Here is a 12631-nt window from a genome sequence, read left to right on the forward strand (position 1 = left end):
CGGCCCAGCGCAATCAGCCAGACTCAGCCACGCCACCGGCCCAGCGCAATCAGCCAGACTCAGCCACGCCACCGGCCCAGCGCAATCAGCCAGACTCAGCCACGCCACCGGCCCAGCGCAATCAGCCAGACTCAGCCACGCCACCGGCCCAGCGCAATCAGCCGGTCTCGGCCGCGTCACCGGTCCAGCGGGCGAGGCGCATGTCGACGCGCTCGCCGCGCAGCGGGGTGCCCTCGGCCCGGTAGTGCCGCATGGCCCGCTGTTCGTGGCACTGCGGGGGCGAGCCGTCCGCCCGGATGACGCGCCACCAGGGCACGCCACCGCCCCACAGCGCCATCACCCGGCCGACCTGGCGGGGTCCGCCCTCGCCCAGGAACTCGGCCACGTCCCCGTACGCCATCACGCGGCCCGGCGGGATCCGCTCGACGACGTCGAGGACGCGTTCGGCGAACTCCGTCGGATCACCCCGCATGGTCGTCTCCCGAGTCGTGACGGACGCGTACGCGCCGGACGTACAGCACGGTGGTCGTCAGGGCGCCGGCGAACCCGAACAGCGCGGCGACGCCGACCCAGCCGCCCAGGATGACGAGGCCCGGCGGATGCTGCTCGACCTGGACCGGTCGCATCGGCCCGTCGCCGAACCGGCCGGTCTTGCCGCCCGCGGTGAGCCGGTAGCCCTGCAACCGGTCGGCGGCGGCGAGCGCGGCCGGGGCGTTGACCTCCCCGAAGCCCACCTTCTCGTCGTACCCGGCGGCCGGGCGGGCCCTGGTGCTCGCGGTGATCGCCTGGGCGACCAGCGCGGGAGGCATGTCGTGGTAGCGCGCGCGGATCAGGGCGGCGACGCCCGAGACGAGCGCGCCGGCCTGGCTCGTGCCCTCACCGATCCAGTAGAGGTTGCCGGGCCCGGCGCCGATGACGTCCGCGCCCGGCGCGGCGACCTGGACGCTCGCGTTGCGGTCGGAGAACTTCGCCGCGACGCCCTGGCGCGTCATCGCGGCGACCGCGATGACTCCGGGGAACGCGGCCGGATAGGACAGCCGGGTCAGGCCGTCCTTGTCGATCTTGCTGGGGCTCTTGGAATCGCCGTCGTTGCCCGCCGAGGCGACCAGGACCACGCCCTTGGAGATGGCGTACGCCATCGCGTCGCGCTCGTCGGTGCCGGGGCGGGGGCCGCCGAGGGACATGTTGATCACGTCGGCGCCGTGGTCCGCCGCGTAGCGGACGGCCTTCGCCAGCGCCGAGCGGTACACCAGCGAGTCGCGGAAGGACTTGTAGCCCTTCTCGCCCGGGTCGGAGATCATCCGCACCGACAGCAGGTGGGCCTCGGGCGCGACGCCGATCACTCCGTCGCCCCCGCCCTTCCCGTGCCCGTGTCCCGCGATCAGGGAGCCCATCCAGGTGCCGTGGAGCCGGCCGGGGTCGTGCGCGACGGAGCGGATGAAGTCGGGCCCCGTGGTCACCGCGCCGGACAGGTCGCGGTGCGATCCGTCGATCCCGGTGTCGAGGACGGCGACGGTGACGCCCTTGCCCTTGGTCGTACGCCACGCCTGCGGAGCGCCGAGGGCGTCGAGCACCCACTGCTCCCGGTCGCGTACGGCGTCGGCGTGCGCGGTGGACGGCAAGGCCGGCAGCAGGGCGGCCGTCAGCGCCAGGCCCGCGGCCAGCGCGCGCCTCAGCACTTCCACTCCTGCTTCTCGGCGCAGTCGGGCTCGACAGGCAGCGCGAGGGCGCCGGCGATGTTCCGGCCGACCTCGGGAGCGAGTTGGAACCAGCCGCCGTGCGGCTTGCGCACGGCGGAGGCGGGACGGCCGTCGGTCTGCCCGGCCACGGTCAGCACGACGTACGGGCCGGCGCGGTCGGCGGTGGCGAACTGCCGCGCGCTCTCGGCGAACCGGGCGGCGATGGTCTGTGGGAACGCCAAGGGGTGCAGGAACGGGCCCGCCGCGCCGGGATCGGCGGGTGCCAGTGCCTCTCCGGCCAGGCCCGCGGACCGCTCGTCGGGGAAGGCGGCGATGCCCACGGTCAGGACGATGCCCTGCATCTGATCGACGTAGGTCGCCCGGAGCAGCGCCCGGCAGCCGTATCGCGCGAGAACGGCCGCGGGTGCGGTGTCGATGCCGGTGCCGCAGCCTCGCTCGGGGGCGATGCCGACCCGGGCGGCGTGCTCGATCCCGTTCTGTTCGGAGGTGTACGGGACGGAGTCGGGGAAGATCTTCTCGGCGGGCCAGGTGCGCCAGCGGTTCCGTACCTCCTCGGCCGCCGCGCGGTAGAGCTCCCACGCGGTCGGCTTGCGGTGGAACTCCCAGTAGACCCGGGCGGTCGACAGGCCGCCGACCAGGAGATAGCCGACCGTCGTCACCGCCGCCACCACCAGCCACAGCCGGCGACGGGCGTACCAGGGCACGGGTGCCGGCGGCGGCTCCTCCGCCGCGTGCCACGCCCCCCATCCGCCGGGCCCGGTCGTCGGCCAGCTCGGATCGGAGGTTCGCGCCATATCTGACAAGGTTACTGGTCGATCCCTCGCCGTCGGTGAGAACCGGGACAGGGGTGAACCAGCGTGACGGAGGAGGCATCCGGGGGGCTCGCCGAACCGGAGCCCTCATCGCGCGTCGGCCGCGCGGCGGAGAGCCGCGCGGCCGATCGGCGATCAGTGGATCAGTGCGTCGGGATGCCCGTCAGTAGGACGGCTTGTCCGGCTCGATCTGGTTGATCCAGGCCAGCACACCGCCGCCGAGGTGCACGGCGTCGGAGAACCCGGCGTTCTTGACGATCGCGAGGCACTCGGCGCTGCGGGCGCCGGACTTGCAGTGCAGCACGACGCGCTTGTCCTGCGGCAGCCGCTCCAGGGCCGCGCCGGACAGGAACTCGCCCTTCGGGATCAGCGTGGCGCCGGGGATGTTCACGATCTCGTACTCGTTGGGCTCCCGGACGTCGACCAGGAAGATGTCCCCGGTGTCCAGGAGGTCCTTGAGCTCGGTCGCGCTGATCGTGGAGTCCTTGGTCGCGTCCGCGGCCTCCTCGGAGATCGCGCCGCAGAACGCCTCGTAGTCGTCGAGGAGCTCGGTGATCGTGGGGTTCTTGCCGCACAGCGGGCACTCGGGGTCCTTGCGGACCTTGACGCTCCGGTAGGTCATCTCGAGGGCGTCGTAGATCATCAGGCGTCCGACGAGCGGCTCGCCGATGCCCGCGATCAGCTTGATGGCCTCGTTGACCTGGATGGAGCCGATCGACGCGCAGAGCACGCCGAGCACGCCTCCCTCGGCGCAGGACGGCACCATGCCGGGCGGCGGCGGCTCGGGGTAGAGGCAGCGGTAGCAGGGGCCGTGCTCGGCCCAGAAAACCGACGCCTGGCCGTCGAAACGGTAGATCGAGCCCCAGACGTACGGCTTGCCCAGCAGCACGGCGGCGTCGTTGACCATGTAGCGCGTGGCGAAGTTGTCGGTGCCGTCGACGATCAGGTCGTAGCCGCTGAAGATGTCCATGACGTTGTCGTTGGACAGCGCCTCGTTGTGGACGATGACGTCGATCAGCGGGTTGATCTCGCGGACCGAGGCGGCGGCCGACTCGGCCTTCGGCCGGCCCACGTCGGACTGGCCGTGGATGATCTGGCGCTGCAGGTTGGACTCGTCGACGACGTCGAAGTCGATGATGCCGAGGGTGCCCACGCCGGCGGCGGCGAGGTACAGCAGGGCCGGTGAGCCGAGCCCGCCCGCGCCCACACACAGCACCTTGGCGTTCTTCAGCCGCTTCTGTCCGGCCATCCCGACGTCCGGAATGATCAGGTGACGCGAATAGCGCCGGACCTCGTCGACGGAGAGCTCGCTGGCGGGCTCTACCAGTGGTGGCAACGACACGGTTGTCTCCTGCGCGTGCTGGAATTGTGATGCGGACGCCGTCGTCCTGGACTTCACAACTCTGTCACGCGCCTCGGCATTCCCGCTCCCGCGTCCTCGAGCATCGCCCGGAACTCCCGTGCCACGGTCTCGGGCCGCTCCATCTGCGCGACGTGGCCGACGTCGGGCAGCACGACCACGCGCGAGCGCTTGAACACCCGGCCCGCGCGGGCGGCCATCCGCGGGTCGACGAGCCGGTCGTGCCGGCCGTAGATCACCAGGGTCGGCGCGATGACGCGCGCGGCGTAGCGCCAGAGCGAGCGCCGCATGTAGGCGGTGACGATGCCGCGCGACGACGCGATCAGCGCCTCGGCGTTGTGGGTCAGCCCGTCCCTGCGGCGTACGTCCTCGACGAGCTCCATGACCCGGTCGGGGTGCAGGCCGGTCGGGTCCGCGAAGCACATCTCCAGCGTGCCCTGCACCCGCTGTTCGGCGGGCAGCGCGGCGAGCCGCCGGACCGCCCAGGGGCCCACGCCGGGCACGGTGGCGGCCAGGATCCGCGCCGGGCCGTACCGGGGCCGCAGGTCGGGGAGGGCCGGGGAGATCAGCGTGAGGGAGCGCACGAGGTCGGGGCGGGTGCCCGCGAGCCGGGTGGCGATGGCTCCGCCGAGGGAGTTGCCGAACAGGTGGACCGGTCCCCTGCCGCGCTTCTCGATGAGCCGCGCGACGATGATCGTGTGAGCGTCCACGGAGTAGTCGTGGTCCGGAGGCGGCGGAGAGTGACCGAATCCGGGCAGGTCGACGGCCTCGCCGACGATCTCATCGGACAGCAGGCCCATGAGGTCGGTCCAGTTGGCCGAGGAACCCGCCAGCCCGTGCACGAACAGCGCCGGGTCGGCGTCCTCGCGCGGCGACGAGGCCGTGCGCACGAAGACCTCGCGGTCGCCCAGCCGGACCAGTTCGCCCGGCCATTGCGGAATCGGTGTGCTCATCCTGCTCGCGGCGTGGGGCCTCCGGCCGTCTGGTCGGAGAGGAGCCGCCGCTGCCTCCTCTCTGCTGGTACCGAACGCGGTTCCACGATAACCGCGCGGACTCGCGGCCGGGCCACCGGGCATGATCCCGCGCGCCCGCCTTGACCTGATCTTGAGGGACGCGGGGCCCCGTACCGTCGTGGTACGGGGCCCGGCGTGGGGTCAGCGCGCCGCTTCGGGGCGCGGGCGGCGGTCCTCGTACCGGCCCGCGCCGGCGCGGCCGCCGCCGTGCCGTGCGGCGCCGCCACGGCCGCCGGGACGGGCACCGCCCGGCGTGGCACCCGGCTCCCGCCGCTGCCGGTGCTCGGGACGCCCCTCGCGGTGCTCGCCCGGGCGCCCGTCGCGGTGGTCCGCCGAGCGCCCGGCGCGGTACTCACCGTCGAGACGGCCGTCCTGGCCGCGGCCCTCGAACCGGCCGCCGGGACGCCGGTCGCGACGGCCGCCCGGACGCGGTCCGCGGCGCTGCGGGCGCGGCTCGGGGTCGGGCGGCACCGGGATGCCGCTCGGCGGCTGGGCGCCGGTGATGCGGACGAGGGCCTCGTCACCGGCGGCGACCTTCGACCGCAGTGCGCGCACGCCCGCGCGGCGCATCATCCGCTCGGTGTTGCGCACCTCGTTGTGGGCGACGAGCGTGGCGACGGTGCCGCGCTCGCCCGCCCGTGCGGTACGACCCGCGCGGTGCAGGTAGTCCTTGTGGTCGGCGGCCGGGTCGACGTGCACGACCAGGCTGACGTCGTCGACGTGGATGCCGCGGGCGGCCACGTCCGTGGCGATCAGCACCCCGACCTTGCCCTCGCGGAACTCCGCGAGCGTACGGGTGCGGGCGGACTGGGTCTTGCCGCCGTGCAGCGCGCCGGCGCGGACGCCGACGCGGGCGAGCTTCTTGGCGAGCGCGTCCACGCCGTGCTTGGTGCGGACGAACATGATGGTGCGGCCTTCGCGGCCGGCGACCTCGGCGATGACGTTCTGCTTGTCGGCGCGGTCGACGATGAACAGGTGGTGGTCCATGGTCTCCACCGGCGCGGCGGCCGGGGCGATCGAGTGGGTCACCGGGTCGTGCAGGTAGCGGCGGACGAGCTTGTCGACGTCCCCGTCCAGCGTGGCGGAGAACAGCAGCCGCTGGCCGTCGGAGGGGATCTGGTCGAGCAGCTTGGAGACCGCCGGGAGGAAACCCAGGTCGCACATGTGGTCGGCCTCGTCGAGGACCGTGATCCGCACGTCGGCGAGCGAGCACTCGCCGCGCTCGATCAGATCGGTCAGCCGCCCGGGGGTGGCGACCAGCACGTCGACGCCGCGGCGGAGCGCCTGGATCTGCTTGGTCATCGACATGCCGCCGACGACGATCTTGGTGTGCAGCCCGAGGCTGCGGCCCAGGGGGCCGAGGGCGTCCTGGACCTGCATGGCCAGTTCGCGGGTGGGGACGAGGATGAGCGCGCGGGGCCGCGTCGGGGCGGCCTGCACGCCGGCGATCCCCGCCAGCAGCGGCAGGCCGAACGCGAGCGTCTTGCCCGATCCGGTCTGGCCGCGGCCGAGCACGTCACGCCCGGCGATCGCGTCGGGAATGCAGGCGACCTGGATGGGGAACGGCGCGGTGATGCCGCGGCGTTCGAGCGCCGACACGAGGGGGGTCGGCAGGCCGAGCTCGGCGAAAGTGGACAAGGTCGAAGGACCGTCAGTCAAGAAAGAACCTCTCGGAAATGGCCCGCCTCGAGAGGTGCCGCGAGGGTGGGGAACCCGCGGACTCCTAGCCGGCCGTAGGCGCGAGCGCGCCTGAACAGGAATCACAAGCTTACAGCCGTCACCAACGCACCCGAGGGGATCTTCATTCCCGACCGGGCGGACGGGTTCTCACCGTCCCCTCGACTTTCACCGGCCCCCTCGAGAGGACTCGGATGGCCTCAGGCGGTCTTGCGGGTGCCGCTCTTCGCCTTGGCCTTGGTGTCGGCGGTCTTCTTGGCCCCGGCCTTCGCGCCCGTCTTGGCGCCCGTGCCCCGGCCGCCCTTGGCCGCGCCGTCCTTGGCCGCGCCGTCCTTGGCCGCGCCGTCCTTGCGGGCGCGTGACCCGTCCTTCGCCGATCCGGCGGCCGTGCGGGCCTCCCCGTCGCCCTTGTCCGTACGGCCCTTCTTCGCCGCCTCGACGCTCGCCCGCAGCGCGCTGAGCAGGTCGGCGGCCGCGGGAGCCTCCTCGGCGGGCTCCGGCGCGACGACCTCCCGGCCCTCGACCTTGGCCTGGATGACCGCCTCCAGGGCCTCGCGGTACCGGTCCTTGTACTCGCCCGGGTCGAAGTCGCCCGTCATGGTGTCGATGAGCGAGGACGCCATCTGCAGCTCCTGGGGGCGGACGTCGACGTCCTCGTCCATGAACGGGAAGTCCGCCTCGCGCACCTCGTCCGGCCACAGCATCGTCTCGAGGACGAACACGCCGTCCCGTACGCGCAGGGTCCCGAGCGACTCGCGCTGCCGGAGCGCGACCTTGACCACCGCGACCTTGTCGGAGTCCTCGAGGGCGTCGCGCAGCAGGACGTACGGCTTGACGCCCTGGGCGTCGGGCTCGAGGTAGTAGGTCTTGGCGAAGTAGATGGGGTCGACCTGCTCCTCCGGCGTGAACTGCAGGACGTCGATGCGCCGGCTCGTCGACAGCGGCAGCTCGGCGAAGTCCTCGTCGGTGAGGACGACCATCTCCCCGGTCGGGAGCTCGTAGCCCTTGGCGATGTCGGAGTACGGCACCTCTTCGCCGTCGACCGTGCAGACGCGCTTGTACTTGATCCGGCCGCCGTCCTCGCGGTGGACCTGGTGGAACGCCACGTCACGCTGCTCGGTGGCGGAGTAGAGCTTCACCGGAATCGTGACGAGCCCGAACGAGATCGCGCCCTTCCAGATGCTGCGCATGGGGTGTCCCTACCCTCCGACCTGCCCATCTACCTGCCAGGCCGTACGAACTGCGATAACCCGAATGTATGCGCAGGTCGGGGGTGAGGCGAAGTGTCCCCCGGGTGAGCGGGCCGTTCGCGCCGCGTCACGGACGGACCCGGGCTCGTTCACGAGACCGTGTCGGTCCGATGAAACCCGTGACCGCGTGGCGTCAGGCCGGGGCGGCATGGGCAGAAATGATCGTATGGGTGACCCCATGCCCTCCGATGTCCAGCCGATGCTCGCGACCCCGGGCGAGCTACCGGACGACGCCGACCGCTGGGGCCTGGAGCTCAAGTGGGACGGCGTCCGCGCGATGGTGTACGTCTCCGGCGGACAGGTCCGCGCGGTCGGCCGCCGCGGCCTGGACGCGACCCGCCGCTACCCGGAGCTGCAGGCGCTCGCCGACCTTCTGCCCGGACAGGCGGCGGTCGTCGACGGCGAGGTGGTGGCCTTCGACGAGCGTGGCCTGCCGAGCTTCCAGCGCCTGCAGCACCGGATGCACGTCGAGCATCCGGACCCTCTCCTGGCCCGCCGGGTTCCGGTGCACTACATCGCGTTCGACCTGCTCTACCTGGACGGCTACCTGCTGTACGACATGCCCTACCGCGACCGGCGGGCCCTGCTCGACGAGCTGGAGCTGGCGGCCGGTCCCATCGAGGCGCCGCCGTACCTGCCGGGCACGGCCGTGGACCAGATCGGCGAGCTGCTCGCCTACACGAGGGAACAGGGCCTGGAAGGGCTGATCGCCAAGCGGCTCGACTCGCCGTACCGGCCCGGCCGTCGGGTCGACTACTGGCGGAAGATCAAGAACTTCCGCACGCAGGACGTCGTCATCGGCGGCTGGAAGGAGGGGCAGGGCCGCCGGGAGGGCGGTGTCGGCTCCCTGCTGCTCGGCGTCTACGAGGACGGCGACCTGCGCTTCGTCGGGCACGTCGGCACCGGGTTCACGGACGCGGCGCTGGACGACCTGCACAAGATCATCACTCCCCTGGAGCGAGCCACCAGCCCGTACGCCACGGAGATCCCCCGCGAGTACGCCCGCACGGCGCACTGGGTGGAGCCCTGGCTCGTCGGCGAGGTCGAGTTCTCCCGCTGGACCCTGGACGGGATGCTGCTGCACGCCTCCTGGCGTGGCCTCCGCCCCGACCTCGACCCCGGCGAGGTGCGCGCCGACCCCTGAGCCGTACGCGGCCGCTCCGAGCGTGCGCCGGCCTCGACCGTACGCCGAGCCCTGATCGAACGCGGAGCCCTGATCGAACGCCGAGCGGCTGATCGAACGGCGGGACGCGGGGCGTGGTTGAAAGCGGCGATGCCGGGGAGATGGCCGGGTGAGTGGGCCGAGCCCCCCGAGGAGAGCCGGTGAGCGACACCAAGACGAGCGTCCGGGTCGACGGCGTCCGGCTGACGCTGTCCAACCTCGACAAGGTCATGTACCCCCGGCACGGCTTCACGAAGGGCGAGGTCATCGACTACTACGCGCGGATCGCCCCGGTCCTCCTCCCCCATCTGGAGGACCGTCCGGCAACGCGCCTGCGCTACCCCGACGGCGTGGACGGACAGACGTTCTTCGAGAAGAACGCGCCCTCCCACACGCCGGAGTGGGTGCGCACCGCCTGCCTGCCGACGCCCGGCGGAAGCCGCGACGCGGTGAACTTCGTGATCATCGATGGCCTGCCGGCCCTGGTCTGGTGCGCGAACCTGGCGGCGCTCGAACTCCACGTGCCGCAGTGGCGGGTCGGTCCCCGTGGCGGGCAGCGCGAGCCGGACCTGCTGGTCTTCGACCTCGACCCCGGGCCGCCCGCCACGGTCGAGGAGGCCCGCGAGGTCGCCTGCCTGCTGCGCGACCTGCTCGAGGCCGACGGACTGCGGTCGTTCCCGAAGACGAGCGGCAAGAAGGGCCTGCACCTGTACGTCCCGATCAAGGAGACCTCCGACCAGCGCACCTCGGCGTACGCCAAGGAGGTGGCGCGCAGGCTGGAGCGGGAACACCCGGACCTGGTGGTCAGCCGGATGGAGAAGAGGCTCCGCTCCGGCAAGGTCTTCGTCGACTGGAGCCAGAACAACCGGCACAAGACCACGGTCGCGCCGTACTCTTTGCGAGCCGCCGAAGAGCCCTCCGTCTCCACGCCGGTGACGTGGGACGAGGTGGACTCCGGCGCGGAGCTGAGGTTCGGACCGGACGAGGTGCGTGAGCGCGTCGAGCGGCACGGCGACCTCTTGGAGCCGCTGCTGACGCTGCGTCAAAAGCTGCCGTGAAGGCCCGGCGGGCGTACACGAAGCTGTCCGGTGCGTCACCATTGCTCGGAGGGTCCACAATCGTGGGCGGTGGTCACGGCGCCGAAACGCCGCCGGGGCCGCCGGTGGAGGTGACACGCGCGCGGCGCGTGAAATGGGGAAGGATGATCAGGTGACGGACGACGCGCAGGACAGGCGCTATGACGTCGTTGTGCTGGGCGGAGGCTCCGGCAAGAACATCGCCGCCGAACTGGCCCGGGCGGGCCGTTCGGTCGCGCTGGTGGAGGACCGCCTGGTCGGCGGGGAGTGCCCGTATTTCGCGTGCATGCCGTCCAAGACGCTGCTGCACTCGGCCCGGCTCGGCGAGACGTGGGAGCACGCGGTCGCGCGGCGGGACGAGGTGACGCGCCGCCTCGACGACGCGGCCACCGCCGCCCAGATGGCCGAGGCCGGCGTGACCGTCGTGCGCGGCCGCGGCCGGGTCGTACGCCCCGGCGTGGTCGAGGTCGAGGGCGCCGAGTACGGCTACACCGACCTCGTGGTGGCGACCGGCAGCGAGCCGGTACGGCCCCCGGTCGAGGGCATCGACGAGGTGCCCACCTGGACGAGCGACGAGGCCCTGACGCGGCCCGACCTGCCGCGCCGGCTGGTCGTGCTCGGGGGCGGCGCGGTCGGCTGCGAGCTGACCCAGATCTACGCGGCGTTCGGCTCGCAGGTCACACTGGTCGAGCCGGCCGAGCGCCTGCTGGCGTCCGAGGCGCCCTTCGTGGGCGAGACGCTCGCGGACGCGCTGCGCAGGATGGGCGCCGACCTGCGACTCGGCGTGGGGGCCACGAACGCGGAGCGCACCGAGACGGGCCTGCGCGTGCGGCTGTCCGACGGCAACCACATCGACGCGGACCGGATCCTCATCGCGACGGGCCGGCGCCCGCGCGTCGCGGACCTGGGACTGGAGACGATCGGCGTCCGCATCGACCCGGAGCGCGGCATCTCCGTCGACGCCACCTGCCACGCCGAGATGGTCTCCGAGGCCACCGACGGCACCAACGTCTGGGCGGCCGGGGACGTGACCGGGGTCGCGCCCTACACCCACACCGCGAACTACCAGGCCGCCGTGGTGGTCTCCAACGTCCTGGGCAAGCGCCGGGAGGCGGACTACCGCGCGATCCCCCGCGCCGTCTACACGACGCCCTCGGTGTACGCGGTGGGCGTGTCCCCGCTCGCCGCGAGCGGGCTGGAACTGATCGCGGCGGGGTACGACCTGTCCGGGACCGCGCGCGCCGCCGTGGAGGACGACGACCGCGGCCGGGTGGAGCTCTACGCCGACCGGGCCCGTGGCGTTCTCGTGGGCGCCGCCGCGGTGGGGCTCTACGCTGAGGAGTGGATGAGCGAGATCACGTTGGCCATCCGGGCCGAGACGCCGCTGCGCATCCTGACCGACGTGGTCCACGCTTTTCCGACGTACGGCGAGGCCTTCGAACCGGCCCTGCGCGAACTGGCCGAGCAGCTCTGAGAGTCTCTGGGGGAGACACCATGCCCGATGACGAGATCGAACTGAGCCTCGAGGCTCCCGAGGCCGACGCCGCCGAGCAGCTCGTGGCGGTGCGCGACACCGAGAGCTCGTGGCCGAGCACGTTCCCGGTCGAGGTCAACGAGGCCGACGCCGCGGAGCAGAGGTACGAGATCGACCTCGACGAGGACGACTACCGGTGACCACCAGGACGACCGGGCGCAAACGCCGTACGGACGGTGCGCAGACGCGCCGCCTGGACGGCGCCGGCGTCGTCGTGTTCCCCCGGCCCGACGTTACCCGGTCGTAGGATGGTAGCCCTCAGCGCGCGCGGCGCCACGGCGTCGCCCGGACAGGTGATCGGAGAACTCACGTGACCGCAACCCCGGACGCCCGCCCCCGGGGCACGAGGCTCCCGCGGCTGGCCCGCCGCCGCCAACTGCTGGGCGCCGCCCAGGAGGTGTTCGTCGCGCAGGGCTACCACGCCGCCGCGATGGACGAGATCGCCGAACGGGCGGGCGTCAGCAAGCCCGTTCTCTACCAGCACTTCCCGGGCAAGCTCGAGCTGTACCTCGCGCTGCTGGACGAGCACGCCGAAGGGCTCGTCCAGCGCCTGCGCGACGCGCTGGCCTCCACCCCGGACAACAAGCTGCGCGTGCAGCGCACCATCGAGGCGTTCTACGACTTCGTGGCCGGGGAGGGCGAGGCGTACCGCCTGGTGTTCGAGTCCGACCTGCGCAACGTCGCCGCCGTACGCGCCCGGGTGGATCGCGCCAACCAGCAGTGCGCCGAGATGATCGCGCAGGTCATCCAGGAGGACACCGGCGTCTCCAGCGACGAGGCGCACCTCCTCGGCATGGGGCTGGTCGGCATGGCCGAGGTCAGCGCGCGCTACTGGCTGTCGCAGCGCGGCAAGATCACCAAGGACCAGGCCGAGCACCTCATCGCGCGGCTGCAGTGGCGCGGCATCAGCGGTTTCCCGCGCACCAGCTGACCTCCGCACCCCCTCCCGCCCCGCCCTGCCGGGCACCCGTCCGTGCGATAGTGCCGGTGAGTCGGATCCAACCGGCCTGAGGTACACCAGGGGCGGTGGTTCGGCATCGCCCCGCG

At 72.4% G+C, this 12631-nt stretch carries 12 protein-coding genes; 5 read left to right on the forward strand and 7 right to left on the reverse strand.

Translation table 11 applies throughout. The features are described 5' to 3' along the window. Positions 1-157: 157 nt before the first annotated feature. From NDW01_RS26515 to ku, 7 genes are all read right to left on the reverse strand, one after another. Positions 158-472 (reverse strand): MGMT family protein, encoded by a 315-nt coding sequence (locus NDW01_RS26515; protein WP_252825073.1) that lies wholly within the window; start codon positions 470-472, stop codon positions 158-160. Beyond that, a complete protein-coding gene (locus NDW01_RS26520) occupies positions 462-1685 on the reverse strand; it encodes a S8 family serine peptidase (RefSeq protein WP_252825075.1) in 1224 nt (407 codons plus the stop codon). The genes NDW01_RS26515 and NDW01_RS26520 overlap by 11 nt, the downstream gene beginning before the upstream one ends. Then, complete coding sequence (locus tag NDW01_RS26525; protein WP_252825078.1) at positions 1673-2494, reverse strand: hypothetical protein; 822 nt, start codon at positions 2492-2494, stop codon at positions 1673-1675. The genes NDW01_RS26520 and NDW01_RS26525 overlap by 13 nt, the downstream gene beginning before the upstream one ends. A gap of 181 nt (positions 2495-2675) precedes the next feature. Continuing rightward, entirely contained in the window at positions 2676-3854 is a 1179-nt protein-coding gene (moeZ, locus tag NDW01_RS26530) for an adenylyltransferase/sulfurtransferase MoeZ (RefSeq protein ID WP_252777456.1), read from the reverse strand. Positions 3855-3907: 53 nt separating this feature from the next. Next, positions 3908-4825: an alpha/beta fold hydrolase gene (locus NDW01_RS26535; RefSeq protein ID WP_252825080.1), complete on the reverse strand. Its 918-nt coding sequence runs from the start codon at positions 4823-4825 to the stop codon at positions 3908-3910. A gap of 201 nt (positions 4826-5026) precedes the next feature. After that, on the reverse strand, positions 5027-6544 hold the full coding sequence (locus NDW01_RS26540) for a DEAD/DEAH box helicase (RefSeq protein ID WP_252825082.1): 1518 nt from the start codon (positions 6542-6544) through the stop codon (positions 5027-5029). Positions 6545-6762: 218 nt separating this feature from the next. Further along, positions 6763-7752 (reverse strand): non-homologous end joining protein Ku, encoded by a 990-nt coding sequence (gene ku / locus NDW01_RS26545; RefSeq protein ID WP_252825085.1) that lies wholly within the window; start codon positions 7750-7752, stop codon positions 6763-6765. 238 nt (positions 7753-7990) lie between these two features. Here ku and ligD (NDW01_RS26550) point away from each other — a divergent pair, with 238 nt between their 5' ends. The 5 genes from ligD (NDW01_RS26550) (at position 7991) to NDW01_RS26570 (ending at position 12515) form a co-directional block, all read left to right on the forward strand. Further along, complete coding sequence (ligD, locus tag NDW01_RS26550) at positions 7991-8956, forward strand: non-homologous end-joining DNA ligase (protein ID WP_252825088.1); 966 nt, start codon at positions 7991-7993, stop codon at positions 8954-8956. Positions 8957-9135: 179 nt separating this feature from the next. After that, positions 9136-10032: a non-homologous end-joining DNA ligase gene (gene ligD, locus NDW01_RS26555; RefSeq protein WP_252825090.1), complete on the forward strand. Its 897-nt coding sequence runs from the start codon at positions 9136-9138 to the stop codon at positions 10030-10032. A 151-nt stretch (positions 10033-10183) separates the two neighbouring features. Then, on the forward strand, positions 10184-11524 hold the full coding sequence (locus NDW01_RS26560; protein ID WP_252825093.1) for a dihydrolipoyl dehydrogenase family protein: 1341 nt from the start codon (positions 10184-10186) through the stop codon (positions 11522-11524). A gap of 20 nt (positions 11525-11544) precedes the next feature. Further along, positions 11545-11724, forward strand: coding sequence for a hypothetical protein (locus tag NDW01_RS26565; RefSeq protein ID WP_252825095.1), 180 nt, complete (start codon positions 11545-11547; stop codon positions 11722-11724). Positions 11725-11894: 170 nt separating this feature from the next. Beyond that, positions 11895-12515: a TetR/AcrR family transcriptional regulator gene (locus tag NDW01_RS26570; protein ID WP_252825097.1), complete on the forward strand. Its 621-nt coding sequence runs from the start codon at positions 11895-11897 to the stop codon at positions 12513-12515. The last annotated feature ends 116 nt before the right edge of the window (positions 12516-12631 follow it).

It is taken from the genome of Actinoallomurus soli (genome assembly GCF_024055715.1).
Lineage (GTDB): Bacteria > Actinomycetota > Actinomycetes > Streptosporangiales > Streptosporangiaceae > Actinoallomurus > Actinoallomurus soli.